Here is a 24,816-nt window from a genome sequence, read left to right as displayed (position 1 = left end):
ATCACGGTATCGGCATGCGGCGCCGCGCCAGTTCCGCGACGCCGATGCACGACGCCAGCCACGCGCCGCCTGCCGCGAAGCCGCCGATCACATCGCCCGGAAAATGCACGCCGATCACGATGCGGCTCGCACCGATGGCCAGCACGAACAGGCACGCCAGCGCGACGATGAGCGAATCCCAGCGCGTCGGCGCGATGCGCATCAGTATGTACGCGCACATGCCGTAACAAACGATGGAGCCGAACGTATGCCCGCTCGGAAACGCGAAGCTCTCGGGCAAAGGCACGAGCGCGCCGGGCGGGCGGGCACGGCCCATGAGCGACTTGAGCGCGTGATTGATCAGCGCGCCCACGCCGGTGACGGCCGCGAGATAGACCGCGAGCCAGGCGCGGCGCGCCAACAGAAGCGCGACACAGGCGCACGCGCACAACAGCGTGAGAAACCAGGGATCGCCGAGATGCGTGACGCGTCCGAACCAGCGCGCGGCGGCCGCCGGCACGCCGTCCCGCACGGCATCGAGCACCCGCTGATCCGCCGATGCGAACGCGCTGCCGTGCGCGATACGCGTCGCGATGGCGATGAAGACCGCCGCGCCGAATGCCGCCGGCAGGAACGTGGCGATGGCGACGCCCGGCGCGGACATCCGCGGCCGGCGCACGGCATGCGTCCACGCGAGCCAGGCCGCGGCTGGCACGACGAGCAGCAGCGCCACGATGATCGTCAGGGCGTGGCGTTGGGCAAGCGCCGGGTAATCCATGGGGTATCGGTTCCTCGCACGATGAAGGTTTGCCTGAGCGAAGTTCATGGTAGCCGACGCCACATCCGGCCTCGCGCGTCGAGTAACTAAATCGGACAAATCGCGTTCTGAAAAGCGCCCGGTATTGATAGCCTTGGATCGAATCGGCAGGCCATTGCCACGGCATGGCTCGTTCAACTTTCGCTATCCCGTTCGGACCCATGAGCTACGTCAGCCGAAACTACAAGAACGCCGCCCACGCGCCCTCAGGCATGTGGGTGTGCGCGCCGGGTTCCACGAACGGCCCGTATCAGGATCCGTTTCCCGCCGCGCTCGAAGGCCCACCGCATTACTGCGGCGGATGCGTGTCGTACGTCAAGCAAGTCTGCCCTTCGCTTCCTGAGACGTCCGTCTGGCGAAAAGGAGCGCCGGTGAAGGGGAACGGACATATCGTCGAAGGAACGGTCATCGCCACCTTCGACCATCACGGTCACTTTCACGGGCATGCCGCCATGTATGCGAGCCAGGGGCCGGCGGGCGTCACCGTGTACGACCAGTACGCTCATCCGCGCAAGCCCATTGGGCCACGCGTATTGCGCTGGGGACATGCCTCGGACGTGAACAACGGGGACAGGTTTCATGTCGTCGAGTAAGGCTGCGCGTTGGGCGATGTGCGCCTGCGCCGCCGCAAGTCCGGTCGGCGCGGCACAACTGAGTTGTCCGGTGCTGCCCGACACCCGGGAACGCCATGTCCAGCTGTTCGACGGCGCGCCGAGCGAACAGGTTTCCCTCATCGCCGATCAGGGCGACGCCCGTCGCGGCAGCTGGAAAGTCGGCTACGTGTACGACCAGGGCCGCGCGCTCACCCTGCAGTGCGTCTACGCGAACCGGGCCACGCGCGACATCGCCATTCCCGGGCGCGTCGACGTGTGCCGCTACCGGACCGACAGCGCCGGCCTGACGAAGCTCGACTGCGAGTAAGACACCCGCGCACTCATGCGCGAACCGGCCCGCCCGATACACGGCCAGCGTGCTATCGTCATTGCACCCTGTATCGCCTGCCGCGCACCGCCCTCATGAGCCACGTCCGCTATCCTCTCGGACCCGATGACCGGGTGCATCTGCTGTGCTGGCTCACGTGCGGATTCCTCGGCGCGTTCTATCTCGACGGCGACTGGCCCGATCCCTCCTTCCAGGTACGCGCGGCGCATCGCTGGCTCGACCGGCATCATCGCGCCGCCGACTGGATCGAAACCGCGCGGCTTTCGGTCACGGCGCAGGCGCTCGCGGCGCGTCTGTCGAACCTGCTGGACAACGACACCGCACGCGGCGACGTCGAACGCATTCTGGACAGCGAAGAGCTCGACTACGAGAACGCGCTGGTCCAGCGCATCTATCACGAGTGCCGGGCCACGCTGGCCAGCAAGGGCAAACCTCCGCATTGAATCGTTTGCGACCGCGCGCAGCGATCAAATTTCATGCCGCGTCGGGCGCGCGTCTTGATGCGCCGAAGGTTGCGGCAGCGGCTTTTTTTTCGCTCTGAAGAATGTGCGGCACCCCACATTGGCGGCATGCAGCGCATTGCTACCATCGGCGCGCCTGCTCGCACGTCGATGTTCGCGCCTCGCGATCCTCATTGATCCCGAAGCGAATTGGCACCACCGTCAGCGGCCACCCGATCGAAAACAACCGAAAACAAATGGACACTGAACGGAGGTCGCCATGCCCCGCTGCATTCATTCGCCTGTTTCACCTTCCTCGACGCGCCTTCGACCGCTCGCCGCGCTCGTGCCGTTGATCGCAGGCCTTACCTACGCCGCCGTTGCCCAAGCCGCACCGCCTCTTCCGAGCGGCGGCCAGTTCGTCGCGGGCAGCGGGTCGATCGGCGGCGGCGGTCAGTCGCTCACCATCAATCAGACGACGTCGCGCGGCGTGATCGACTGGAACAGCTTCTCGATCGGCAGCGGCCGGCAGGTCACGTTCAACAACGGCAGCGGCGCGACGCTCAATCGCGTGACCGGCGGCGACGCGTCCGTGCTGCTCGGCCAGTTGAGCGCGAGCGGCAGCGTCTATCTCGTCAATCCACAAGGGGTGCTTGTCGGACCCGGCGGCGTGGTCGCGACGGGCGGGCGCTTCGTCGCTTCCGCGCTGGATGTCGGCGATGCCGCGTTCATGCAAGGCGGCCCGCTGACGCTCGCGGGCGGCGGCAACGGCATGGTCATCAACCTGGGCAAGATCGGTTCGAGCGGCGGCGATGTGTTCCTCGTGTCGCGCACGGCCGTCATCAACGCCGGGACCATCAGCGCGCCGCAGGGCACCGCCGAACTCGCGAGCGGCAGCCAGGTGTTGCTGCAGGATGCGTCGGGCGGCCAGCAGGTCTTCGTGCAGGCCGGGAGCGGCGGCTCCGTGATGAACGCCGGCGCGATCCAGGCGGCGCAAGTCAGCCTGCAAGCCGCCGACGGCAACGTCTACGCGCTCGCCGGCAACAGCGCGGCGATCCGCGCGACCGGCACCGCGACGCGCGACGGCCACGTCTGGCTCGTCGCCGATCAGGGCGCGGTCCACGCCAACGGCACGATCGCGGCAGCCAATGCGGACGGCAGCGGCGGCTCCGTGGAGACGCACGCCAACGCGCTCGATGTCGCGGGCGCGGACGTGCACGCGGGCAACTGGACGCTCGGCGCGCCTGCGCTCACCGTCGATCAGCCGACCGGCACCGCGCTCGCGCGCAGTCTCGCCAACGGCACGTCGGTCGTGGCCCAGAGCAGCAGCGGCGATCTCGCGGTGAACGGCTCGGTCCAGTGGACCGGCAATGGCTCGCTGACACTGAACGCGACGCACAGCGTGTCGATCGGCGCCGGTTCGACGCTGGCCAACAGCGGCAACGGCAATCTCACGCTGCGCGCCGACTCGGCCGGCGCCGACAACGGCGGCAGCGTGACAAACGGCGGCACCATCGACTGGTCGAAGAGCGGCGGCATCGTCAGCGCGCTCTACGACATGACCGGCAGCTACGCGCCGGGCACCGTGCTCACGAACAGCGGCTGGACGGCGGCGCAATATAGCGGGCTCGTCACGCAGGCAACCGGCTACAAGCTCGTCAACACGCTTGCCGACCTGAAGAACGTCTCGCAGGACCTGGCGGGCAACTACGCGCTCGGCAAGGACATCGACGCGAGCGCAACCGCCTATCCCAACTACTTCACGCCGATCGGCCAGACCACTGCCGCGCCGTTCACCGGCCAGTTCGACGGCTTCGGCCACACGATCGATCAGCTCGCCACCACCGCCGACCTCGACAACGACTACTTCGGCATGTTCGGCGTCATCGGCACGAAGGGCGTCGTGCGCGATCTGAATCTCACGAACGGCAACACGGGCGGAAATACGTCAGGCGGGCTGGGCCTGCTCGTCGGACAGAACAACGGCTACGTCACCTACGTCAACACCACCGGCAGCGTCTCGCAGAACGGCTTCGGCGGCTTCGGCGCGGGCGGCGTCGCGGGCGTCAACAACGGCACCATCGCACGCTCGTCGAGCACGGCGGATGTCGGTTACCAGACGGCGGCGGGCGGGCTCGTCGGAGTGAACAACGGCACCATCGCGCAGTCGTACGCGACCGGCTTCACACGCGGCGGCACGCACGGCAACACCGGCGGACTCGTTGCGTTCAACTCGGGGCTCATCACGCAGTCGTATGCGACGGGCGGCGTCGGCGGCTTCGGCGGCGGCGGACTCGTGTACAGCAACGGCACGACCGGCGTCATCAACGAATCCTTCGCCACCGGCCAGGTGGGCGGCGGCGGCCCTCCGGGCGATCCGGAAGGCGGCATCGCGGGCTACAACACGGGCGCCATCCACAACAACGTCTACTGGAATCGCGACACCACCATCCGCACCACCGCCGCCGTATCCAACTCGGGTACCGAGCCGCCCGACGCCAACGGGCTCAGCACCGCGCAGATGAGCAACGCGTCGAACTATCTGGACTGGAACATTCCGGCCGGCGGCGTATGGGCGATGCCCGCCGGCGCGACGCATCCGATACTCCAGTGGCAGCAGGCGCATTGAGGCGTTGAACGAAGGCGCCCCTAGCTTCCGATCACGAGGAAGATCTCGCCCAAGGGCGCCTTCGATCCATTGGGCACCACCGCCCGCAGCGGAAAGCCATAGGTGCCGCGCAGGCTGACGAAGCGTCCCATCTGCACGCGAATGCCGGCGCCGACGCTCGCCAGCGACGCATTGTTGACCTCGCCGAACTCCGGGATGCGGTTCCACACGTGCCCGGCATCGAAGAACACGAAGGGCTGCACCGCCGCGATGCCCGCCGTGAGCGCCGGCGCGCGCAGTTCCGTCTGCACGTTCCAGCCGCGGTCGCCCTGCGCCGCGTAGGGTTCGTAACCGCGCACGGTGGCATCGCCTCCAAGGCCGAGTTCCTCGCTCGGCAACAGCGTGCTGCCGGTCCACTGCGCCAGTCCGCGCGCCGATACTGAAAACCCCGTTGCAGCAATGGTCAGATCCCGCGATGCCGCCAGCTGCACATACTGATAGCGCGGCTTCGCGCCGAGGCGCGCGGTGTCGTAGGCCACGTCGTTGCTGCTGCCGTCGAAGTAACCGGGGCTGGCGTATAGCGCGGCGTTCAGATGCGTGTCGCCGCTCGCGTCGCTGTTCGAAAGATCGTAGGCCAGCACGAACTGGTGAATGTGCGTGTTGGCGTTGAACACCTGGAAGCCGCCGAACTCCAGGTCATTGTTCGAGCGCTTGAAGTCGTAGCCGATCTGCACCTGCTGCTGCCACGCGCCCGCATGATCGAGCGGCGGCAGGCGCCAGTCGTAGCGCAGGCTGAGCTGGGCGCTGAGGCCGGTTTGCCCGTAGCTGTCCGGCAGGCGAGGCGTGCTCTGCGCAAACACGCCGAACAACTCGATGCGGTCGCCGTCATGCAGCGGCGCGACGAAGTTGAACGCGTGCGCGATGAAGCGCGCACGATCCGGCCGCCCTTCGATATCCGGATTGCCACTCACGAGGTCGTTGCTCGCGGTCATCTGATAGCTGAAGCGCGCGTCGATGCCGAACAGATTGCCGTAGTCGAAGCCCGCGAGCAGCCGGTCGCGGCCCAGTGCGCGGACGCCGTCGTTGTTGTAGCCGCCGTAGACCCGGAACGGGAAGCGGTCTTCGGTTTGCAGGATGACGTCGGTCGTATTGAGCGCCGCGCCCGGCGCGTAGACCACATCGACACGGCGGTATGGATTCGCATTGAGCAACGCCAGGCCGGACGCGACATCCGCCTCGCGAATCGGCGCGCCGCTCGTCAGCGGCATCTCGCGTTCGAGCAGCGCGTCGGAAAACCAGCGGTTGCCCTGCGGCACGACGCGGCCCGTCCGGTACTCGGCCACGACGATCTTCACGATGCCGCCGCTCACGTCCTGTTCGGGCACGTACACATCGACGAGCGGCTGCCCCGCCTCGCGATAACGCGCCACCACCGCGCGGCGGATCTCGGCGAGGCGCGCGAAGGTGAGCGGCCGGTGCAGGTCGTCTGCAAAGCGATCGAGAAAATCAGGCGTCAGCAGTGGCAGATTCGCGGCCGTGATCGCGCCGTCGGCGCCCGTTTGCGGAGAAGAGGCCGTTGCCGGATCCGCGCTCATAAAAGCCAGACCACGCAGATCCTGAACGGCGACGCGCTGCGAATCGTCGCCGGGCTGAGGCGGCTGGGGCGTTTCGCGCGGACGTCCGGATGACGGCGGCGCAAGCGGCGCGACATCGCGCCAGGACTGCGCGCAGGCCTCGCGAATCGACACGCCGCACAGCAATGTCGTGGACAGCGCCGCGGCAAGAAGGCGCGAACCCCGTATGATGCGGTTTCCGGCAAGCTGAGCCATGCATGCGGCGCCGCGCTCCGGCGATCGTCATTGGGGGCTTCGCATGGTATCAGCCGCGTTTGCGCTCCGGGCGTGCCCGATCGTACGATGACACGGTCAAAACGCACCCTTCGCGGAACAATTCCTGCGCTTGCCGCGTCATGGCTCGAAGACCCATCGACCATTGCGTAGAAATGACGCGCGGCGAATCGCAGCGTCTGTAGAAAACACCGAAATGCCGTGCGCGGCATGCCGCCCGACAACCGAATCCCGCTTTTCGCAACCGGCGCGATCAACAAGCCGGACCGCATTCAGGACGATGATGGACAAAACCTCCACCGCCGGCACGGCCCGCCCCGACCCGCGTGACGCGCTCGCCGTCGACGACTGCGCACGCGAGCCGATTCACATTCCGGGTGGAATCCAGCCGCATGGCGTGTTCTTCAGCGTGGACGCGCACGGCCACATCCTGCAGGTGAGCGGCAACGTCGCCGCGTTCGCGCACCTCGAGCCCGAGGCCTGCCTGGGACGCGCGCTGTCCGACGTGCTCGGCCCGGCCGCCAGCGAGCGCGCGGTCGCGAGCCTGAAACACCTGTCGCGCGACGGCATGGCGCTGCACGTGGGCAACGTGATGATCGATGGCTGGATCTCGCACGGACCGATGGCGATCATCGTGCACCGGCATGACGGGCTGCTGTTCGTCGAAGTCGAGCCGGCACAGGACACCGCCGATGTCTTCTCGACCATCTATCCGCTCGTGCGCTCGTTCGTCACCGAAGTCCAGACGATGCGCACCGTCGAACAGCTGTGCCAGTTCGCCGCGACGGAAATCTCGCGCATCACCGGTTTCGGACGCACGCTGGTCTACAAGTTCGACGAAGAAGGCCACGGCAATGTGCTGGCCGAAGCCGTCGATCCCGGCTATCCGTCTTATCTGCGCCAGCATTTCCCGGCCTCGGACATTCCGGCGCAGGCGCGCGAGCTGTATCGCAGGAACCGCATCCGCCTGATCTCCAACGCCGACTATGAGGCCGCGCCGCTCGTTCCCGTGCTGCATCCGCAGACGAAGCGGCCCACCGATCTCACGTATGCGTCGCTGCGCAGCGTGTCGCCGGTTCACCTGCAGTACATGCGCAACATGGGCACGCTGGCGTCGATGTCGATGTCGATCCTCGTCAACGACACGCTCTGGGGCCTGATCTCCTGTCATCACGCGACACCGCGTCTGCCGCCGTTCGAAGTGCGCACCGCGTGCGAGCACGTCGCGCAGATTGTGTCGCTGCAGATCGAGGCGCGCGAGACGCAGGACGAGGCGCACTACCGGCTCGAACTGCGGCGCATGTTGTCGAAGCTGCTTTCGTCGATGGCGAATACCGACAGCTTCGTCGAGGCGCTCGTCAATGATCCTTCTGACCTGCTCGGCTTCACGCGCTCGTCAGGGGCCGCGGTGATCTTCGAAGGACGCACGTCGCTGGTCGGCGTGACGCCCGGCGTACATGCGGTGACCGCGCTGGTCGACTGGCTCGACGACCAGAGCGAGGACGTGGTGATGTCGGACCACGCGTCGCAGGACTGCCCGGCGCTGGCCGATTCGCCGGATGTCGCGGGTTTCCTGGCGGTGTCGATCTCGAAGATCTATCGCAATTACGTCGTCTGGTTCCGCCAGGAGGTCGTGCAGACCATCGAATGGGCCGGCGATCCGCGCGCCAAGCTCACCGGGCTGGCCGAGTCGCTCTCGCCACGCCTGAGCTTCGAAACGTGGACCGACGTGGTGCGCAACCGCTCGCTGCCGTGGCGGCCCGCCGAACGTGAGATCGCGCTGGAATTTCGCGCGGCCGTGCTCGGCATCGTGTTGCGGCGCGCGGAGGAAATCGCCCAACTCGCGACCGAACTTGGCCGCGCCAATCACGAGCTGGAAGGCTTTTCCTACACGGTCTCGCACGATCTGCGCGCGCCGCTGCGGCATATCGTGAGTTTCGCGGACCTGCTCAGGCAGATCGACGGCGACAAGCTCTCCGAGCGCGGACGCGGCTATCTGGAGCGCGTGGTGACGTCGGCGCGTTTCGGCGGCCGGCTGGTCGACGACCTGCTCTCGTTCGCGCAACTCGGCCGCGCGGCATTGAGGCCGCATCGCGTGGATGTGCGCGCGCTCGTCCACACCGTGATCCAGAACGACATCGACGAACAATGGTCCGCGCGCGTGCGCTGGACGGTGGACGCGCTGCCGTCCATCGAAGCGGACCATGTCTTCCTGCATGTGGCGCTGACGAACGTGCTGTCCAACGCGGTGAAGTTCAGCGCGCAGCGTCCGCAGCCGGAGATTCATGTCGGCGCGCAGGACGGCAGCGGCGAGCTGGCCGGGTATGTCGTGTATTTCGTGCGCGACAACGGCATCGGCTTCGACATGCGCTATGTGGACAAGCTGTTCGGCGTGTTCCAGCGCCTGCATGTCAACGATGCCTTCGACGGCACCGGCATCGGACTCGCGAACGTCCGGCGCATCATCGAGCGGCATGGCGGCAAGGTCTGGGCGGAAGGCACGCCAGACGCCGGCGCGACCTTCTATCTGGCGCTGCCGAAGCAGTATCGGCCGGAGAGCGGCGTGCGGCGCGACACGGCTGCAACGGCGCTGGCGCGGCTCGTGGCGGGCACGGGCGGCACGGCCTATGACGTCGGGCAGATCATTGGGGGCCCGGAACCGAAGAAGGAATAGCCTTCCTTCCAGCGCAGCATGACAAAGCGGCCGCGATCTCTCGATCGCGGCCGCTTTTGCCTGATACCGCCAGGTTTCGCTTAGAAGCGGTGACGCAGGCCCACCGTTGCGGCAACCTGGTTCCCCGTGGACGAAGGCGACAGGGTGTTGATCATCGCCACGTTCGCGCCGGCATCGCCGAGCTGACCCGAAGCATGCTGGTACACGCCTTCGAGATAGACGTCGGTGCGCTTCGACAGCATGTAGTCGGCTTGCAGCGAGACGGTTTGCCACTTCGGATCGCCCGAGCCGTGCGCACCCGACACCTTGCCGTCGGTGTAGGTGTAGGCGGCATCGAGGCTCAGCGCCGGCGACAGCATATAGCGGCCGTTCAGCTCGAAGTTGTTCAGGTGCAGGTTCGCGTCGTCAGGTATCGCGATTGACGTGCCGCCCTGCGACCCGGCGATCAGATTGTCGAAGTGCGTGTTGGTCCACACGAAACCGACGGTGGCCGGGCCATACGTGTAGTTCACCGCGGCGCCGAAGGTGCGCTGCAATGCTGCCGTCAGGTTGGCGTTGTTGCCCTGGCCCGCCGATACCGCGCCGGCAGCGTTCGGCGTGTTACGCGAGTTGTTCAGTTGCAGGTACGCCGCGGCGGCGTTCAACGGACCGTTGTTGTACGACGCGCCCGCACTCCAGGCCCGGTTGTTCGAGAACTGGCCCGCGTCATTCGAGAAGCCATACAGGCCGCCGAACTTGAAGCCCGCGTAGTCGGCGCTCTGATACTTCACCGAGTTCTTGATCGAGAACGAATGGTCGAGATTGTCGTTGTCGAACGGATGGGCGCTCAGGTTGTTGCCGAAGCCGGAGCCGGCTTCCGAGAACGGCCCGAGGTAATCGACCATCGAATCGTACTGGCGGCCCAGGGTCAACGTACCGTACTGGTCGTGTTGCAAGCCGACATAGGCCTGGCGATTGAACATCGTGCTGCTTTCGGTGTAACGGCCGTTGTTGATGTTGAAGCCGCTTTCCAACTTGAACAGCGCATGCAGGCCGCCGCCGAGATCCTCAACGCCCTTCAGGCCGAAGTAGGTGTCCGAAAGCGAGCCGCTGCCTTCTCCCCAGTTGCTGTGTCCGTGCTCGTTGTTCGCAAAGACGAGGCCGGCGTCCAGCGTGCCGTACAGGGTGACGCTGCTTTGCGCGTGCGCCGACGCTGCGAATGCACCCAGCACACCCGCGATGATGAGAGTTCTTTTCATGATTGTCCGAAGTCCTTTTAAAGCGAAAGCTTCCCGGGGGTTGGCCGGCTGAATTACTGGCCACTCGACCTTGTGAAACTGGGACTCACTTTATTCGACGGTTGCCGGAATGTGGCGGGAGTGTGGACGCAATAATATTTTGCAGATTTTGAGAATGGACAGCGCATCGGTTTCAGAGCCTTTTAAGAAAAGGCATTGAGCGTTTCGATTTCTGAATCGTCCCGTTACCCTTGTTGCGCATGGACGACGCCATTGCTGCGCTTCCGGGAGAAGTTAATTGCGGCGGACGAAGTTTCAGCCGGCGTCAAGCGTTGATATGCTGGCGTATGCCTGCAGAACTCCGAGAAGTCATGACTGGGGCATGGAGCGGCTTCGCGAGAGGGAGCCGCTCCTTTTTTAATTTCAATATCCTTGCATATTCAATTCATTCGATTTCTATTATTCTATTTTCCTGAATGCCCGGCGCATTCCACGTAAGGAAATAATCCCCGCTTATTATAAAAATAATCGCAACAGCGAGAATCCCGCGCGGTCGCGTCAAGCGCAAGATTGCCCTTCCGAGACACCTCCTGTCTCGACGCTCCAGGGCACAGGTAGGCATTTCAAACCCACTCGTTCCGATTGAAGAAATTCCGCATGGCGCGGCGCCGTATCGTGACGTGCCAGCGCCCCCAACTGAACTGATGGCGAGGATTAGAGCAATTGCTCGGACAATTTGTAACCGCCCGACAGCCCCTAGGCACGGCGGCATGCCCGCGATCGCTCACCCGCCGTTTTCATTTGGAAACATGTCGAAGCAACGCAAAACGTCAATGGGGTACATCCCTTGCTGTAGTCATGGCTTCTGAGCACCAGGCTGGAACTCCAACATGAAAAGTGGCATCAACGCAGTTTCCGTCCACGCGTTCCGACAGCGTCGACCGGCTCAGTTCGCCGAGCGCGAGCTGCAGCATCTCGAGATGGTCCTGGCGAACTTCGTCGAACGCAATACATCGACCGACCGGCTTCCCACCCGCTACTGGGACATGCGCGTCGCACAGCTCGATTCCGAGTACGACCTCGTCCCGTCGCAAAGTCAGCGCGTCGCCTCGCTGCAACGAAAGCTGGCGCTGCTCGATGCGGCGCTCGACTCCGCCGCGGACGTTCAAGAAGGTCAGCAAAATCGGCGCGTGGCCGCCTGACGCCAATCAGTATTCAGTCTGGCGATTGCACAATCGCCTAGCCCGTAGCTTCAGTCCACTCGTCGATCATGGCGCGCGCAGCGGTATGCCCGCTCATCAGCGCGTCTTCGGCGGAAGCAAAGGTCTGGAAGCGCGCGTTCTCCACGCGCAACGGCGAGAACGCCGTCACGGGCCGCCCCGAGCGGCTGATGGTCACGATGGCAAGATAATGCGCGGTCACGGGAACAGGCACGATCCGTCCGTTCGCTTGCACCGCGACTTCGAGCACGAAGCCCTTATGGTTGTACGACCGTATTATTGCGCCACCCCGCCGCTTGTGGACCACGTCCAAGGAAGCGTCGTGATCCACAGCAAATCGCGCTGTGCATGACGCCTACCGTTGCCGCAAGCATCGCGTGTGCCTGTGGAGGTTTAAGGCTAACGAAGGCTAACGTGCGCGGCGAAGCACCATTTGCGCGACGTCCGACGCAAGGTCGGCGCGCAGTTCCGCCCATTTACCGAGCAGTGACGCATCGTCGGTAAAGAAGTAAGGCGTGTGCGACCACTGTTCGACCTGATCGCCTGAAGTGGCGAGTTCGAAGATGCGAAGATCCTGATCGTCACTCACTCCGGTGCGCACCAGTTCCCTGAACGACTGGATGCCGTGCAGCTCGACATTCTGGATGCCGACACCATGCACCACCGCCATGACCGTCTTGCCGATACGCCACGCTGCCTCACGACTGTCCGCGAGGACAAACGCAACGCTTCTGACCGGACGTTCGAACTTCATGCGGTACAGGCGGGACTTGCATTGCTCACTGAGTTGCGTATTCATGGCGCTCGAACTTGCATGCTCCACTTGGCGGGCCTCATACGTCGATGCACCAGCATGGGCCTTGCCGTGGAAGCGAAGAAGAAGGAAGTGCGCGAGCGTCGGTTGGCCGCATCGCATCGCTTAGAGCAGACGATGCAGAAGTTGTTCCCGCTATTGACAGGTCGAATGAACGCCGGTGTTCAGGCACTTGCATCGGCGTTCGAATGAAATCTTGCGCAGGGTTGCGGAAAGCTTTTCAACGCAGTGTGCGTCGAAGACGGCTATCAGTGAATAGCCGTCTTCGTGTCGGCACGTGCTGTCAGTGATTCAGTTCTTCGAGCCGCAGGCCGTTGGTTCGCGGACCGAACACGCCGATCGCCAGCGCCACCAGCAGCATGCACACCGTGATGCCGGCGAACACGCCCGGCACGCCGGACTCCTTTAACAGGAACGCGATGATGAAGCCCGACATCATCGCGCCGGCGCGGCTCGCCGAATACACGATGCCGCTTGCCCGGCAGCGCACGGCAGTGGGAAAGAGCTCGGTCTGGTACGCGTGATAGCACACGGAGATGGTCTGGCCCGCAAGCGAGATCAGCACGCCGAGCGCGATCAGCCCGACCGGCGACTTCATCTGTCCGAACGCGAGACCGCTCGCGATCACGACGAGCGCCCCGCCGACGATCAACCACTTGCGCTGGATGCGGTCGGCATAGAACATCGCGAGCAGCGGCCCGAGCGGCAATGCGAAGGCGATGACGAACGAATACAGCAAACTCTTCGTGACGGTCACGCCCTGTCCGATGAGCAGCGTCGGCACCCAGTTGGCGAAACCGTAATAGCCGATCGCCTGGCAGAAGTTGAAGGCAATCAGCATGATGAGGCGCGCGCGATACGGCGCCTTGAACAGCTCGCCGAGCGCCGCACGCCGGTGCGACGGCTGTTCGACGAAGGCCGCGGGCGGCGGCAGCGGTTCGCCTGATTGCCGCGCCACGGCGCGCTCGACGTCGCCGACCACGCGTTCGCATTCTTCCGTACGCCCGTGCATCGCGAGCCAGCGCGGGCTTTCCGGCACCGCGCGCCGGATGAACCACACGATCACCGCGCCCACCGATCCCGCCAGCACCACGATGCGCCAGCCATCGAGGCCGAACACGGTCTCGGGCACGAGCCAGTACGAGAGCAGCGCGGCGACGGGCGCGGCGGCGAACATCACGGTCTGGTTGAACGCCATTGCGCGGCCGCGCATGTGTTGCGGCACGAGTTCGGTGACGTAACTGTCGATGGTGATGATCTCCACACCCACGCCGATGCCCGTCACGAAGCGCCAGAAGATCACGCCTTCGGGCGTGGTCTGGAACGCCATGATGGCGGAGCCGATCGAGTACCACAGCAGCGAGACCGTGAACACGCTGCGGCGTCCATAACGGTCTGGCAGCCAGCCGAAACAGAAGGTGCCGATGAAGAGTCCCGCAAAGGTCGCCGCGATGAATCCGGCGATGCCGGTAAAGCCGAAGAACGCATGCGTGGTGGTCTGCAACAGACCGCTGCGGGCCATGCCCGGCGCGATATAGCCGGTGAAGATGAGATCATAGATTTCGAAGAAGCCGCCGAGCGAGATGAGGAACACGAGCATCCACAGATGCCGTGTGATCGGCAGGCGGTCCATGCGCGCGGAGATCTGCGCGCCGGGCGTCATGTCGACGCGGATATCGGGCGAGGCGAGCGGCTCTGCGACCGCACTGAAGGTAGGCTGCATTGTCTTTGTCTCCTTGGTGCGTCCGTGACTGCCGCTTTATTACGGCTGACGACGGACCCATGCCACTCTGTAAGCGACGGCGCGGATTGTTATATGCGCCTGTCGCGAAGCATCACGCCGTGACGCGCTTCGTCAGCTGTCCCAGCACTTCGTCGGTATGCTCGCCGACGCCCGCAAGCGGTTGCCGCACGCCCGGCCGGCGTCCGCCCATCGTGAGCGGCAGCAGGACGACATCGGTCGAGCCGCCGTCGTCGGTCTGCATCGGCACGAGGCCGCCGCTGGCTTTCAGATGCGGATCGTCGAGCAGCTGCTCGGGACGCACGATGGGCGCATACGGAATGCCGGCCGCTTCGAGCTTCGGCGCGAGTTCGTCCACGCGATGCAACGCGAGAATCTCGCCGAGCCGCGTGAGCAGCGCCGGGCGCACCGCGACGCGCATCGCGTTGGTCGCGAATGCCGGGTCGCGCGCGAGGTCGGGACGTTCGAGCACGTCGCACAGCGTGACGAACTGCTTGTCGCTCACCGCGCCGATGAACAATTGCTCGTTGTCGGCGAGCGTGAACACGTCGTACACACTCCATGCCGATACGCGCGACGGCATCGGCGGCGGCGCTTCGCCGGTCATCGCGTATTGCTGCATGTGTTGCGCCGACAGGAACACGCAGTTCTCGAACAGCGCGCTCTGCACTTCCTGACCGCGGCCGTCGCGTTCGCGTTCGCGCAACGCGGCCAGCACGCCGATAGCCCCGAACATGCCGCCCATGATGTCGTTCACCGAGGTTCCCGCGCGCAGCGGCCGGCCCGCCGGACCGGTCATGAAGGCGAGGCCGCCCATCATCTGGACGACTTCGTCGAGCGCCAGACGCTTCTCGTACGGACCGGGAAGAAAGCCCTTGTGCGAGACGTAGATCAGCTTCGGATACGGCTTCGACAGCGTGTCGTAGTCGAGCCCGAGCTTCGCCATCAGGCCGGGACGGAAGTTTTCGAGCAGCACGTCGCAGCCGCCGATCAGTTCCAGCGCGGCTTCGCGCCCCTCGTCCGTGTGCAGGTCGAGGACGACGCTCTTCTTGTTGCGATTGAACGAGCGGAAGAAGCCCACGCCGAGGCCCGGCAGATTGCGCGTCTTGTCGCCGCCGGGCGGTTCGATCTTGATGACCTCGGCGCCGAGATCCGCGAGGATCATGCCGCAGGTCGGTCCCATCACCATGTGCGTGAATTCGATCACGCGAATGCCGTCGAGCGGCAGGGCTGAATGAGTCATGAGGTCCTCAGGCTTCGATTGCGGAGGGTTGTGCGAATGTGACCGGCAGGCCCGCGCGTGCGAGCGCGCCGTGCAGCGTTTCGCCTTCGAGCCAGTGCGCGAGTTGCGCACGCAGCGACAGCAAGGCAGGAAGATCGATGCCGGTCTCGATGTCCATTTCGGCGAGCATGAATGCGAGGTCCTCGCTCGCCGCGTTGCCGCTCGCGCCCGGCGCATGCGGACAGCCGCCGATGCCGGCAAGCGTCGCGTCGAAACGCGCGACGCCGGTGTCGAGCGCCGCATGGACGTTGGCGAGCGCGAGACCGCGCGTGTCGTGGAAATGGCCGCACCAGAAGCGCTCGCCCGCGATGCGCCGCGCCTGTTCGAACAGCCGGCGCACGGCGGCAGGGCCTGCGTAACCGACGGTATCGGCGATGCTCACGCGGTCCGCGCCCGCATCGAGCAGCGCCTGCATGAGGCGCAGCACCTCGGCGGGATCGACGCGGCCCTGAATCGTGCAGCCGAACGCCGTGCCGATGCCGCCCTCGATCAGCGTCTTCGCCCCCGACGCATCGCGCGCCGCGCGCATCCGCGCCACCTCGTCGATCACTTCCTGCGGCGTCTTGCGCAGGTTCGCGAGGCTGTGCGCGTGGCTGGCCGAAAGCGGCACGAGCATGAGGTCGGCTTGCGTGTCGAGCGCGCGTTCCGCGCCCTTCAGGTTCGGCACCAGCACGGACACGAACAGTCCGGGCAGACGCTTCGCGAAGGCGACGAGTTCGGCGGTGTCGGCGAGTTGCGGCAAGAGGCGCGCCGGCACGAACGAGCCGACTTCGATTTCGCGCTGGCCTGCCGCGTGGGCGGCGGCGATCCATTGGATCTTGTGCGCCGTCGGCAGAATGGTGCGGATGCTTTGCAGACCATCGCGCAAGCCGACTTCGCGGATCACGGCGCGCAGGGGGAACGCGGACATGAGCTTTGTCTCCGGGTTTTCTTTGAATGTGTTCCACTCTAGACATTCCGCAATTGCCCAGAAAGCGGTAATTTGGAAGCTTCACGCTTCCGGTTCGGAATGTCTCCGGAACGCCCGGAACCTCAATGGAGCCTCCGCCCGCCATGCGCGACATCGATCTGAAGACCCTGCGCCTGTTCGTGACGGTCTGTGAACACCAGAACATCGCGCGGGCGGCGCAGGAGTCGCATATCGAGCCGTCGGCCATCAGCAAGCGCATCGCGCAGTTGGAGACGGCGCTCGGCGTGCCGCTGCTGACGCGCTCGCGACGCGGCGTCGAACCCACGCCGGCGGGCGGCGCGCTGCTGGAACACGCGCGCAGCGTGCTGTTCACCATGGAGCGCATCGCCAACGACGTCGCCGCGTTCGGCAGCGGTCTGGTCGGACGCGTAAGCATTTGCGCATCGGCGTCGGCGATTGCGGAAGCGCTGCTCGACGATATCGCGTCGTTCATGCGCGAGCCCGCCAACCAGAACATCAAGGTGGACGTGGAAGAACGGCTGTCGCACGAACTCGTGCGGCAGTTGCGCGAAGGCGTGGCGTCGGTCGGCGTGTGCTGGGACAGCGTCGATCTGCGCGGCCTGCAACATCGCACCTATAGGCACGATCGGCTGGCGCTCGCTGTGCCGCCGGATCATCCGCTGGCGCGGCGGCGCTCGGTCAGCTTCGAGGAATCGCTCGCGTTCGAGCATGTCGGCCTGCCGCCCGCCACCGCCGTTCACACGATGCTCCAGCGCGCGGCGGCGCAGGCGGGCAAGTCGATGTCGTATCGCGTGATCGTGTCGAGCTTCGACGCGGCGTTTCGCGTGGTCGCGGCCGGGCTGGGCATCAGCGTCGTGCCGATGGAAGTGGCCGGCACGTACCGGGAGGCGCTCGGCATCGCGGCGGTCCCGCTGTCCGACGACTTCGCCGCGCGCCGCTTTGTCATCTGCTTCAGGGATTTCGACACGTTGCAGCCTGCGGCGCAACGTCTCGTCGAGCATCTGGTAACCCGGGCGCAGCGCTAGCCGGGCGCTTCGCAGAACACGGTTTCGGCGTCTTTCTTCTCGACGGTCAGATTGACGGAGCGCGCGCCGCCCGGACGCGTGCAATGGATCTTGCCGGCCGGCACCGTCAGCAACTCGCCGGCGTGCAAGTCGACCGCGCCTTCCTCGAACTCGATGACCAGCGTGCCCTCCACGCCGATGAACGTTTCGTCAGAATCCGGATGGAGATGCCAGCGGTAAGGTGCGTCCATGACGCTCAGGTGGACGGCGTGATCGTTGACGCTCGCGATCACGCGGTTCATGTAGCCGTCGCGGGCGGCATCGGCGAGGGCGGCGTAGTCGATGGAATCGGTCATGTGCGGACGCAATCGATCAGCTGGAACGCTTCAGCCTAACGCCGCACGCAACGCGGCACAAACGAATGTTTCTGACGCGTATGTGAGCGTCATTCACGCATGCCGGTTTCAGATACCGCCCTGAACGCTCGCATTGTTCGCATGGCCCATGATGGCCGCGAAGTTGCCGATGACCGGCGATGCATACGTGACCGGAGGTGCATCGAGCGGCAGCGGCGCGGGGCCGGAGTCCGTCGCACGGGGGTAGACGGGCAGCGGCGGCGCGCTCTGGGCGCTGGATGCGACCGGAAACACCGGCCCGCCGAGAATGCCCACGCCGATGAACGGATGCGCGTACGCCACCGTCGCAATGCCGAAGGTCAGCTTGGCTGCGAGGATGACTTTCTTGAGCATTTTCATTTTTTGTGTGCTGATCGCTTTCATGGTCCTCTCCTCATTGCTTGTTTGTTTGTCGATGAAAGGAGTCTGCTCCGCGAGAATGAGAGAAAAATGAGCGTGCGCAGTGAGGCGCGCTCGTGACGATGCGTTCTACACTGAACCTGTGTCGAACCCCCGGCCGCCTCGCCATGCCCAGCCGCTCCACCGCCATCCTGATTGCCCTCGGCGCCGCCGCGCTGTTCGGCGCCGCCACGCCCGTCGCCAAGATCCTGCTCGGCGGCGTGCCGCCGTTCATGGTCGCGGGATTGCTCTATCTGGGCAGCGGCATCGGGCTGGGCGGCGTCATCCTGCTGCGTTCAGGGCCCAAGCATTCGAACGGGCTCAGTGCCCGCGAGCTTCCCTGGCTCGCGGGAGCGATCGTCGCGGGCGGCGTCGCGGGTCCCGCGCTGCTGATGCTCGGGCTCACCAGCACGCCCGCCTCGACGAGCGCGCTGTTGCTCAATCTCGAAGGCGTGCTGACCGCCGCCATCGCATGGCTCGTGTTCCGCGAGAACCTCGACCGGCAAGTGTTTCTCGGCATGGCGGCGATCGTCGCGGGCGGCGTCGTGCTTGCCTGGCAACCGGATGCAACCAGCTGCGGCGGCCTGCAACGCGGTGCGTTGCTGATCATGCTGGCGTGCGCATGCTGGGCCATCGACAACAACCTGACGCGCAAGATCTCGGCTGCGGACGCCACGCTCATCGCGTGTGCGAAAGGGCTCGTCGCGGGCGTGACGAATCTCTGCATCGCGCTTGCGCTGGGCGCGCGTCTGCCCGCACCGGCGCCGCTGTTCGCCGCAATGGCGACCGGTTTCGCCGGCTATGGCGTGAGCCTCGTGATGTTCGTGATCGCGCTGCGGCACCTGGGCACGGCACGCACGGGCGCCTACTTCTCCGTTGCGCCGGTTTTCGGCGTCGCGATTTCACTGGCCATCTGGCCGCATGCGCCGGGCGCGTTGTTCTGGATCGCCGCCGCGCTGATGGCGTTCGGCGTCTGGCTGCACGTGCGCGAACGTCACGAGCACGAACACACGCACGAGCGGCTGGAGCACACGCATCGTCACACGCACGACGCGCATCATCAGCATGAACACGACTTTCCCTACGACGGCGACGAGCCGCATACGCATCCGCACGTGCATCTTCCGATCACGCATACGCATGCGCATTTTCCGGACGTGCATCATCGGCATGCACACGGCTAGCGCACCATTCACCACGAAGCAAGGAGATGCAGATGGAACGCCCGGACTACGCACAGGCCATCGCGCAATTGACTGGCGCGGCAGAATTGATCGCGGCAGATGCGCCCGCCGAGCAACGCGCGGAGGCCTTCGAAACGCTGGCGTATTTCCGCTTGCTGAAAGCGCGCGTGAATGACACCAATGCGCCCGCTGTGTCGAACGACGAGCTCTTCAAGGACACCGCGACCGCCGCGCTCACCCTCGCGGGCCGCAAGGAGTTTCTCGCGGCGGCTGCATTGCTCGAACAGGCGCGCGGCCTGTTGCGCGGCTAGCGGTGAACGCTTCAGAACAGTTCCATGTCGAGCGGCATCAAGTTGATCCACTTGACGGCCGTGCGCCGCTCCACGCCGTCGTCATGAATCGACCGTATCATCACGCGCTGCCCGCGTGCCTCCCCGAGCACTTCGACAATCCTGTTTCGATAACGCGCAAGCATGCCGCGTGACGGCTTGCGCTTTGTGCTCTTGCGGAGAGAAACTGCGGGCATGGCAGATGACAGCGATTTATGACGGCGACATCATAACGACGCGAACGTCATCCCTCAATTACTCATCGTCCTCATCGCGAACCGCCACACCATGCGCCGAATCACTGTCCGGACTTCGCCCGTTCATGGCCGGGGCGTCTTCGCCCTCGCCGATCTATCGCCAGGCACCTTGCTGCTCGAATACAAAGGCCTGCGTGTTTCATGGAAGGAAGCGCAACGCGTGCATGCGCGCGCGAGTCCCGAGGACGGTCACACGTTCCTGTTCGGTCTCGACGACGGCAGCGTCATCGACGGCGCGCGCGGCGGCAATTCGGCACGCTGGCTCAATCACAGCTGCGCGCCGAACTGCGAGGCGGAGCAGGACGGCGAACGCGTGTTCATCCGCGCCATCTCGCCGATCGAACGCGGTCAGGAATTGTTCATCGACTATCGTCTGACTGTCGATGGCCGGCGCACCGCAGCCGTCAAGCAGCTCTATGCGTGCCGCTGCCTCGCGAGCGCGTGCCGCGGCACGATGCTGTCGCGTTCACGCTAGTCCCGGGCGCTGACGAAACATCCCGCGCATCCCGCTTGCCACGTCATCCGTATGGAGTGAAGGGGAGCGACGGAGCGCACAGCGAAATGGCGACAGGGACTGAACGGCGGGCGGCAATGCTATATTGCGCGACATACTCAGCCTGGAGCGCAGCGCGGCCCTTTCTGCCCATGACGGATCCCTTTGCAGGCAGCACCGAACCTTCGGCCGATGCCGATGCCGACCGCCAGCGCCGCGAACGCGCGAACCGGCTGCTCGTGAGCGTTGCGAGCGGCGACGAACAGGCGTTTGCCACGCTCTACCGGGACACGTCGGCGCGTGTGTTCGGCGTCATCGTGCGCATGGTGCATGATCGCGCCGAAGCGGAAGACATCCTGCAGGACGTGTATGCCAGCGCCTGGCGCCGCGCAGATACGTTCGATCCCGCGCGCGGCAGCGCCATTACGTGGCTCATCACGCTCGGACGCAACCGCACGATCGACCGGCTGCGTCAGCACCGTGAAGAACTGCTCGGCGACGATGAAACCCCCGAACTCGCCGACGAAGCGCCCACGCCCGCCGCCGCCGCGGAATGGAACGAAGAGCGGCGTCGCCTCGAACTCTGTCTGGACCGGCTGGAAGCGCCGCAGAAGAGCGCGATCCGTGAAGCGTTCTTCACCGGCGCGACCTATAGCGAACTCGCGCAGCGTCTCGCCGTGCCGCTCGGCACGATGAAGAGCTGGATCCGCCGCAGCCTGACACAGCTCAAGACCTGCCTCGAACAATGAACACGCCCCTTCGCGACGACGACGATCTGCGCTGCGCCGAGTACGCACTCGGTGTGCTGGACGCGAACGAGCGCGCGGCGTTCGAAGCCGACGTGACCCGCGACGCCGCGCTGCAACGCCTGCTCGACGCATGGCAGCAACGGCTCGCGCCGCTCGCGCAGGATATCGGCCCGATCGAGCCGCCCGCGCGCGTCTGGACGCGCATCCGCCGCGACCTGGGCTTCCTGTCGCCGCAAGCCGACGTTGCCCAAGCGCCCGCCAAGCGCTGGTGGGACAGCCTGAGCCTGTGGCGCTGGCTGACCATCGGTGCGAGCGTCGCCGCGCTCGTGCTGCTCGGCGTGAACTTCAACTGGACGCGCCAGGCGACGCAGGCGCCGGCCACCACGGCTGCGTCGAGCGAGTACATGGTCGCGTCGATCGCGCCCAAGGACGGCGTTCCGCACTGGACGGCAACCGTCGACGTGCAGCGCGCGCGCATGGTCGTGATACCCGCCGCGCGCGTTTCCCTGCCGGCGGGGCGCACGACGGAACTGTGGCTGATCCCGCCGAACGCCAAGCCGATCCCGCTCGGCGTATTTCCGTCCGACCAGCCCGCGACCATGTCCCTGCCGCCCGAGATCATGGCGCAGCTGAATGCGCAGGCCGTGCTCGCCGTGTCCGACGAACCGTCGGGCGGTTCGCCCACGGGCGCGCCGACCGGACCGGTGCTCGGCACCGGCGCCATGCACACAACCTGACGCGCCTTATTGCAGGGCTGGCGTGAGCGCAGTTGCGCTCCGCCGCGCGTCACGGCGTCACTGAGAGTTCCTTGCACGGGAGACGTCGAATTTTCGTTCGCCGGCGACGAACCGCATCCGGACGCGCGCGGCATCCGTATTGCTCAATGAGAGCATCGATACGGACTCGCCCATGCCCTTCATCGTCACACTCGTCATCGTGGTCGCCGGACTCGTGCTGGTCTTCGCGGCCGCGTGGCTCCAGCAACTCCGCACCGAAAACGCCGGCATGGTCGATCCGGTGTGGGCCGCCACGCTCGGCATCGTCGCGCTGTTCATCGCCGCGAGCGCAACGGGTGCGCCGCTCAATCGCGTGTGCGTCGCCGTGGGCGGCCTGCTGTGGGGCGGCCGCCTCGCGCTGCACCTGTGGCGCCGCAATCACGGCAAGCCCGAAGATCCGCGCTACCACGCGTTCCGTGAGCGCTGGGGCAGCCGCGCCGCACGCAACATGTTCTGGTTCTTCCAGTTGCAGGCCGTCATCTCGATGCTGCTCGCCGCCGCGTTCTTCGTGCCCGCCTACGCCGTCGAGCCGGCGAGCGCGGGGAACATCGTTGCGGCCATCGCGATCTGGATCGTCGCGGTCATGGGCGAAGCAGTTGCCGACAGGCAGCTAAAGCGTTTCGCAGCCGATCCGGCTCATCGCGGCAAGGTGTGCCAGGAAGGCTTGTGGCGTTACTCGCGTCATCCGAACTACTTCTTCGAATGCGTGCACTGGCTGGCGTACACGGCGCTTTCCATCGGTCTGCCGTGGGCGTGGGTCACGCTCGCTCCGCCCGTGCTGATGGCGTGGCTGCTGCTCAAGGTATCGGGCATTCCGATTCTCGAAGCACGTCTCGCCGAGACGCGCGACGGCTATCGCGACTACATGCGCACCACGAGCGTGCTGGTGCCGTGGCCGCCTAAGCGCGCCTGAATATGCGCCTGACGAAGCCTGACAAGGAGACCCCGACACGATGACTTCCACCGTTCCGGAACCGCACACGCTGACTCACGCCATGCCGGCGCTGGATGAAAACTGGATGCTCCGGGCGTGCGAGCGCGGCTGGGTTCCTGACGTGCTGATGCGCGCCGGCATGCGCGCGCTGATGCGCCGCCGTCTCGCCGACGAGCACGCCGACAATCCCGCCTTGCGCGAGCAGGCCTTCGAACGCTTCGTCAGCGAACTGCGCGCGAGTCCGATCGCCATCGAAACGCAGGCGGCCAACGCACAGCACTACGAGTTGCCGGACGCCTTCTTCGAAGCGCATCTCGGCGCGCGCATGAAGTACTCGTGCAGCTACTATCCGCGCGGCGATGAAACGCTGCCGCAGGCCGAACAGGCGATGCTCGAGCTCTACGCGGAGCGCGCCCGTCTTGCCGATGGCCAGCGCATTCTCGATCTCGGCTGCGGCTGGGGCGCGCTTGCGCTGTGGATCGCCGAACGCTATCCGCGCGCGCAGGTGGTAGCGCTCTCGAACTCGCATGGCCAGCGCGCGTTCATCGAAGCGCGGGCGCGCGAGCGCGGCATCGGCAACCTGCGGGTGGTGACGGGCAATATCGTCGACTTCGAGTTCGACTTCACGCGCGGCGCCGATGCACCGTTCGACCGCATCCTGTCGATCGAGATGTTCGAGCACATGAAGAACTACGGGCGCCTGCTTGCGAAGATCTCAGGCTGGCTCACCACCGACGGATTGCTGTTCGTCCATCTGTTCGCGCATCGGACGCTGGCCTATCACTTCACGTCGCGCGACGGCAGCGACTGGATGTCGCGCTACTTCTTCACGGGCGGCACGATGCCGTCCGCCTCGCTGCTGCAGCATTTCGGCGACGATCTGCGCGTCACGCAGCAATGGTGGCTGGACGGCACGCACTATGAGCGCACCGCCAACCAGTGGCTCGCCGCCCTCGACGCCGCCCGCCCCCGCATCATGCCGATCCTGCGCGACGCCTATGGCGACGCCGCCGCCGTCTGGTTCCAGCGCTGGCGCATGTTCTACATGTCGGTCGCGGAACTGTTCGGCTATGCGCGCGGCGGCGAATGGGGCGTCGCGCACTATCTGCTCGAAAAACCTGTCGCGGAGGTCAGATCATGAAGCGTGCGCTCATCGTGGCGTTGATCGGAGTGGGCGTGGTCGCGGCCGTGGCGGCGTGCTCCAGTCCGCCGAACCCGAATCCGCGCGCGGATCAGCCGCTCCAGACCGTGCCTGTCGACTTGCCGCGCTACATGGGGCGCTGGTACGTCATCGCGAACATTCCCTACTTCGCCGAGCGCGATTACGTGGGCACGCACGTGGAGTGGTCGCTGCGGCCGGACGGCAAGATCGACGACGTCTTTCATGGCCGAAAGAATGGCTTTGAGGAGAAGGAGACGACGCACCATTTCGTCGATACGGTGAAGCCCGGCAGCAACGGCGGCGAATGGAGCGTGCAGCCGTTCTGGCCCGTGCACGTGACGCAGATGACGCTGTACGTGGACCCGGACTATCGCTACACGATTCTCGGCTACCCGAACAAGAAGCTCGGCTGGATCTTCTCCCGCGAGCCGACCATGAGCGACGACGTCTACCGTTCGCTGCTCGCCCGCCTCGATTCGATGGGCTACGACACCGCGCGCTTCCGGCGCGTGCCGCAATCGCCCGAGCAGATCGGGCAGCCCGGTTTTCAGAGTCCCGGCCAACGCGACTGAAACGGGCTGCATCCGGACACCGCGTTGCTGCGTATCTCCCGCAAGAGCAT

General features: G+C 65.5%; 26 protein-coding genes. 16 read left to right on the top strand and 10 right to left on the bottom strand.

What is annotated here, in order from left to right; all coding sequences use genetic code 11:
• Nucleotide 1: 1 nt before the first annotated feature.
• The gene (locus QCE83_RS26175; protein WP_309818206.1) at nt 2-757 is read right to left on the bottom strand and encodes a phosphatase PAP2 family protein; all 756 of its coding nucleotides are present in this window, start codon (nt 755-757) and stop codon (nt 2-4) included.
• Between the two features lie 200 nt (nt 758-957).
• On the opposite strand from QCE83_RS26175, the gene QCE83_RS26170 reads away from it, so the two are divergent.
• The 4 genes from QCE83_RS26170 (at nt 958) to QCE83_RS26155 (ending at nt 4,807) form a co-directional block, all read left to right on the top strand.
• Nucleotides 958-1,389 (top strand): BPSL0067 family protein, encoded by a 432-nt coding sequence (locus QCE83_RS26170; protein WP_309818205.1) that lies wholly within the window; start codon nt 958-960, stop codon nt 1,387-1,389.
• Nucleotides 1,376-1,717 carry an STY0301 family protein gene (locus tag QCE83_RS26165; protein ID WP_309818204.1) on the top strand — a complete coding sequence of 114 codons (342 nt, stop codon included), beginning with the start codon at nt 1,376-1,378 and terminating at the stop codon, nt 1,715-1,717. Before QCE83_RS26170 ends, QCE83_RS26165 begins: the two co-directional genes overlap by 14 nt.
• A gap of 95 nt (nt 1,718-1,812) precedes the next feature.
• Nucleotides 1,813-2,181: a hypothetical protein gene (locus QCE83_RS26160; RefSeq protein ID WP_309818203.1), complete on the top strand. Its 369-nt coding sequence runs from the start codon at nt 1,813-1,815 to the stop codon at nt 2,179-2,181.
• 277 nt (nt 2,182-2,458) lie between these two features.
• The gene (locus QCE83_RS26155) at nt 2,459-4,807 is read left to right on the top strand and encodes a filamentous hemagglutinin N-terminal domain-containing protein (RefSeq protein WP_309818202.1); all 2,349 of its coding nucleotides are present in this window, start codon (nt 2,459-2,461) and stop codon (nt 4,805-4,807) included.
• 20 nt (nt 4,808-4,827) lie between these two features.
• Here QCE83_RS26155 and QCE83_RS26150 read toward each other — a convergent pair whose 3' ends face one another.
• On the bottom strand, nt 4,828-6,615 hold the full coding sequence (locus QCE83_RS26150; RefSeq protein WP_309818201.1) for a ShlB/FhaC/HecB family hemolysin secretion/activation protein: 1,788 nt from the start codon (nt 6,613-6,615) through the stop codon (nt 4,828-4,830).
• A gap of 298 nt (nt 6,616-6,913) precedes the next feature.
• Here QCE83_RS26150 and QCE83_RS26145 point away from each other — a divergent pair, with 298 nt between their 5' ends.
• Entirely contained in the window at nt 6,914-9,307 is a 2,394-nt protein-coding gene (locus QCE83_RS26145; protein WP_309818200.1) for an ATP-binding protein, read from the top strand.
• 80 nt (nt 9,308-9,387) lie between these two features.
• Here QCE83_RS26145 and QCE83_RS26140 read toward each other — a convergent pair whose 3' ends face one another.
• Nucleotides 9,388-10,545 (bottom strand): porin, encoded by a 1,158-nt coding sequence (locus QCE83_RS26140; RefSeq protein ID WP_309818199.1) that lies wholly within the window; start codon nt 10,543-10,545, stop codon nt 9,388-9,390.
• 869 nt (nt 10,546-11,414) lie between these two features.
• Here QCE83_RS26140 and QCE83_RS26135 point away from each other — a divergent pair.
• Nucleotides 11,415-11,726 carry a hypothetical protein gene (locus QCE83_RS26135; RefSeq protein WP_309818198.1) on the top strand — a complete coding sequence of 104 codons (312 nt, stop codon included), beginning with the start codon at nt 11,415-11,417 and terminating at the stop codon, nt 11,724-11,726.
• A 37-nt stretch (nt 11,727-11,763) separates the two neighbouring features.
• Here QCE83_RS26135 and QCE83_RS26130 read toward each other — a convergent pair whose 3' ends face one another.
• Nucleotides 11,764-12,051 carry a hypothetical protein gene (locus QCE83_RS26130; protein WP_309818764.1) on the bottom strand — a complete coding sequence of 96 codons (288 nt, stop codon included), beginning with the start codon at nt 12,049-12,051 and terminating at the stop codon, nt 11,764-11,766.
• Between the two features lie 102 nt (nt 12,052-12,153).
• The gene (locus QCE83_RS26125) at nt 12,154-12,543 is read right to left on the bottom strand and encodes a hypothetical protein (protein ID WP_309818197.1); all 390 of its coding nucleotides are present in this window, start codon (nt 12,541-12,543) and stop codon (nt 12,154-12,156) included.
• Between the two features lie 54 nt (nt 12,544-12,597).
• Here QCE83_RS26125 and QCE83_RS26120 point away from each other — a divergent pair, with 54 nt between their 5' ends.
• A complete protein-coding gene (locus QCE83_RS26120; protein WP_309818196.1) occupies nt 12,598-12,750 on the top strand; it encodes a hypothetical protein in 153 nt (50 codons plus the stop codon).
• Between the two features lie 91 nt (nt 12,751-12,841).
• Here QCE83_RS26120 and QCE83_RS26115 read toward each other — a convergent pair whose 3' ends face one another.
• From QCE83_RS26115 to QCE83_RS26105, 3 genes are all read right to left on the bottom strand, one after another.
• On the bottom strand, nt 12,842-14,281 hold the full coding sequence (locus QCE83_RS26115) for an MFS transporter (RefSeq protein WP_309818195.1): 1,440 nt from the start codon (nt 14,279-14,281) through the stop codon (nt 12,842-12,844).
• Nucleotides 14,282-14,393: 112 nt separating this feature from the next.
• Nucleotides 14,394-15,542 (bottom strand): CaiB/BaiF CoA-transferase family protein, encoded by a 1,149-nt coding sequence (locus QCE83_RS26110; RefSeq protein WP_309818194.1) that lies wholly within the window; start codon nt 15,540-15,542, stop codon nt 14,394-14,396.
• 7 nt (nt 15,543-15,549) lie between these two features.
• A complete protein-coding gene (locus QCE83_RS26105; RefSeq protein ID WP_309818193.1) occupies nt 15,550-16,491 on the bottom strand; it encodes a hydroxymethylglutaryl-CoA lyase in 942 nt (313 codons plus the stop codon).
• Nucleotides 16,492-16,634: 143 nt separating this feature from the next.
• On the opposite strand from QCE83_RS26105, the gene QCE83_RS26100 reads away from it, so the two are divergent.
• Nucleotides 16,635-17,537 carry a LysR family transcriptional regulator gene (locus QCE83_RS26100; RefSeq protein WP_309818762.1) on the top strand — a complete coding sequence of 301 codons (903 nt, stop codon included), beginning with the start codon at nt 16,635-16,637 and terminating at the stop codon, nt 17,535-17,537.
• Here QCE83_RS26100 and QCE83_RS26095 read toward each other — a convergent pair.
• Both QCE83_RS26095 and QCE83_RS26090 read right to left on the bottom strand, forming a co-directional pair.
• Complete coding sequence (locus tag QCE83_RS26095) at nt 17,534-17,872, bottom strand: cupin domain-containing protein (RefSeq protein WP_309818192.1); 339 nt, start codon at nt 17,870-17,872, stop codon at nt 17,534-17,536. The two genes, QCE83_RS26100 and QCE83_RS26095, sit on opposite strands and share 4 nt — an antisense overlap.
• 108 nt (nt 17,873-17,980) lie before the next feature.
• Nucleotides 17,981-18,295, bottom strand: a complete 315-nt coding sequence (locus tag QCE83_RS26090) for a hypothetical protein (RefSeq protein WP_309818191.1) — start codon at nt 18,293-18,295, stop codon at nt 17,981-17,983.
• Between the two features lie 143 nt (nt 18,296-18,438).
• Between QCE83_RS26090 and QCE83_RS26085 the strand changes: the two genes are divergently transcribed.
• From QCE83_RS26085 to QCE83_RS26050, 8 genes are all read left to right on the top strand, one after another.
• Entirely contained in the window at nt 18,439-19,494 is a 1,056-nt protein-coding gene (locus QCE83_RS26085; RefSeq protein WP_309818760.1) for a DMT family transporter, read from the top strand.
• A 32-nt stretch (nt 19,495-19,526) separates the two neighbouring features.
• Nucleotides 19,527-19,805 (top strand): hypothetical protein, encoded by a 279-nt coding sequence (locus tag QCE83_RS26080; protein ID WP_309818190.1) that lies wholly within the window; start codon nt 19,527-19,529, stop codon nt 19,803-19,805.
• 306 nt (nt 19,806-20,111) lie between these two features.
• A complete protein-coding gene (locus tag QCE83_RS26075; protein ID WP_309818189.1) occupies nt 20,112-20,555 on the top strand; it encodes an SET domain-containing protein in 444 nt (147 codons plus the stop codon).
• A gap of 170 nt (nt 20,556-20,725) precedes the next feature.
• On the top strand, nt 20,726-21,322 hold the full coding sequence (locus QCE83_RS26070; protein WP_309818188.1) for a sigma-70 family RNA polymerase sigma factor: 597 nt from the start codon (nt 20,726-20,728) through the stop codon (nt 21,320-21,322).
• The gene (locus QCE83_RS26065) at nt 21,319-22,059 is read left to right on the top strand and encodes an anti-sigma factor domain-containing protein (RefSeq protein ID WP_309818187.1); all 741 of its coding nucleotides are present in this window, start codon (nt 21,319-21,321) and stop codon (nt 22,057-22,059) included. Before QCE83_RS26070 ends, QCE83_RS26065 begins: the two co-directional genes overlap by 4 nt.
• Before the next feature lie 172 nt (nt 22,060-22,231).
• Nucleotides 22,232-23,011 carry a DUF1295 domain-containing protein gene (locus QCE83_RS26060; RefSeq protein ID WP_309818186.1) on the top strand — a complete coding sequence of 260 codons (780 nt, stop codon included), beginning with the start codon at nt 22,232-22,234 and terminating at the stop codon, nt 23,009-23,011.
• 40 nt (nt 23,012-23,051) lie between these two features.
• A complete protein-coding gene (locus QCE83_RS26055) occupies nt 23,052-24,173 on the top strand; it encodes a cyclopropane-fatty-acyl-phospholipid synthase family protein (protein WP_309818185.1) in 1,122 nt (373 codons plus the stop codon).
• On the top strand, nt 24,170-24,766 hold the full coding sequence (locus tag QCE83_RS26050; protein WP_309818184.1) for a lipocalin family protein: 597 nt from the start codon (nt 24,170-24,172) through the stop codon (nt 24,764-24,766). The genes QCE83_RS26055 and QCE83_RS26050 overlap by 4 nt, the downstream gene beginning before the upstream one ends.
• The last annotated feature ends 50 nt before the right edge of the window (nt 24,767-24,816 follow it).

The organism is Caballeronia sp. LZ034LL (assembly GCF_031451215.1).
GTDB lineage: Bacteria > Pseudomonadota > Gammaproteobacteria > Burkholderiales > Burkholderiaceae > Caballeronia.
The sequence above is the reverse complement of the archived record's forward strand: the minus strand, read 5'-3'. Positions and strand labels throughout refer to the sequence as shown.

Bases quoted from the DNA above. Each gene is read 5' to 3' on its own strand.
- QCE83_RS26175 (WP_309818206.1), bottom strand. From the start codon at position 757: ATGGATTACCCGGCGCTTGCCCAACGCCACGCCCTGACGATCATCGTG.
- QCE83_RS26170 (WP_309818205.1), top strand. From the start codon at position 958: ATGAGCTACGTCAGCCGAAACTACAAGAACGCCGCCCACGCGCCCTCA.
- QCE83_RS26165 (WP_309818204.1), top strand. From the start codon at position 1,376: ATGTCGTCGAGTAAGGCTGCGCGTTGGGCGATGTGCGCCTGCGCCGCC.
- QCE83_RS26160 (WP_309818203.1), top strand. From the start codon at position 1,813: ATGAGCCACGTCCGCTATCCTCTCGGACCCGATGACCGGGTGCATCTG.
- QCE83_RS26155 (WP_309818202.1), top strand. From the start codon at position 2,459: ATGCCCCGCTGCATTCATTCGCCTGTTTCACCTTCCTCGACGCGCCTT.
- QCE83_RS26150 (WP_309818201.1), bottom strand. From the start codon at position 6,615: ATGGCTCAGCTTGCCGGAAACCGCATCATACGGGGTTCGCGCCTTCTT.
- QCE83_RS26145 (WP_309818200.1), top strand. From the start codon at position 6,914: ATGATGGACAAAACCTCCACCGCCGGCACGGCCCGCCCCGACCCGCGT.
- QCE83_RS26140 (WP_309818199.1), bottom strand. From the start codon at position 10,545: ATGAAAAGAACTCTCATCATCGCGGGTGTGCTGGGTGCATTCGCAGCG.
- QCE83_RS26135 (WP_309818198.1), top strand. From the start codon at position 11,415: ATGAAAAGTGGCATCAACGCAGTTTCCGTCCACGCGTTCCGACAGCGT.
- QCE83_RS26125 (WP_309818197.1), bottom strand. From the start codon at position 12,543: ATGAATACGCAACTCAGTGAGCAATGCAAGTCCCGCCTGTACCGCATG.
- QCE83_RS26120 (WP_309818196.1), top strand. From the start codon at position 12,598: ATGGGCCTTGCCGTGGAAGCGAAGAAGAAGGAAGTGCGCGAGCGTCGG.
- QCE83_RS26115 (WP_309818195.1), bottom strand. From the start codon at position 14,281: ATGCAGCCTACCTTCAGTGCGGTCGCAGAGCCGCTCGCCTCGCCCGAT.
- QCE83_RS26110 (WP_309818194.1), bottom strand. From the start codon at position 15,542: ATGACTCATTCAGCCCTGCCGCTCGACGGCATTCGCGTGATCGAATTC.
- QCE83_RS26105 (WP_309818193.1), bottom strand. From the start codon at position 16,491: ATGTCCGCGTTCCCCCTGCGCGCCGTGATCCGCGAAGTCGGCTTGCGC.
- QCE83_RS26100 (WP_309818762.1), top strand. From the start codon at position 16,635: ATGCGCGACATCGATCTGAAGACCCTGCGCCTGTTCGTGACGGTCTGT.
- QCE83_RS26095 (WP_309818192.1), bottom strand. From the start codon at position 17,872: ATGACCGATTCCATCGACTACGCCGCCCTCGCCGATGCCGCCCGCGAC.
- QCE83_RS26090 (WP_309818191.1), bottom strand. From the start codon at position 18,295: ATGAAAGCGATCAGCACACAAAAAATGAAAATGCTCAAGAAAGTCATC.
- QCE83_RS26085 (WP_309818760.1), top strand. From the start codon at position 18,439: ATGCCCAGCCGCTCCACCGCCATCCTGATTGCCCTCGGCGCCGCCGCG.
- QCE83_RS26080 (WP_309818190.1), top strand. From the start codon at position 19,527: ATGGAACGCCCGGACTACGCACAGGCCATCGCGCAATTGACTGGCGCG.
- QCE83_RS26075 (WP_309818189.1), top strand. From the start codon at position 20,112: ATGCGCCGAATCACTGTCCGGACTTCGCCCGTTCATGGCCGGGGCGTC.
- QCE83_RS26070 (WP_309818188.1), top strand. From the start codon at position 20,726: ATGACGGATCCCTTTGCAGGCAGCACCGAACCTTCGGCCGATGCCGAT.
- QCE83_RS26065 (WP_309818187.1), top strand. From the start codon at position 21,319: ATGAACACGCCCCTTCGCGACGACGACGATCTGCGCTGCGCCGAGTAC.
- QCE83_RS26060 (WP_309818186.1), top strand. From the start codon at position 22,232: ATGCCCTTCATCGTCACACTCGTCATCGTGGTCGCCGGACTCGTGCTG.
- QCE83_RS26055 (WP_309818185.1), top strand. From the start codon at position 23,052: ATGACTTCCACCGTTCCGGAACCGCACACGCTGACTCACGCCATGCCG.
- QCE83_RS26050 (WP_309818184.1), top strand. From the start codon at position 24,170: ATGAAGCGTGCGCTCATCGTGGCGTTGATCGGAGTGGGCGTGGTCGCG.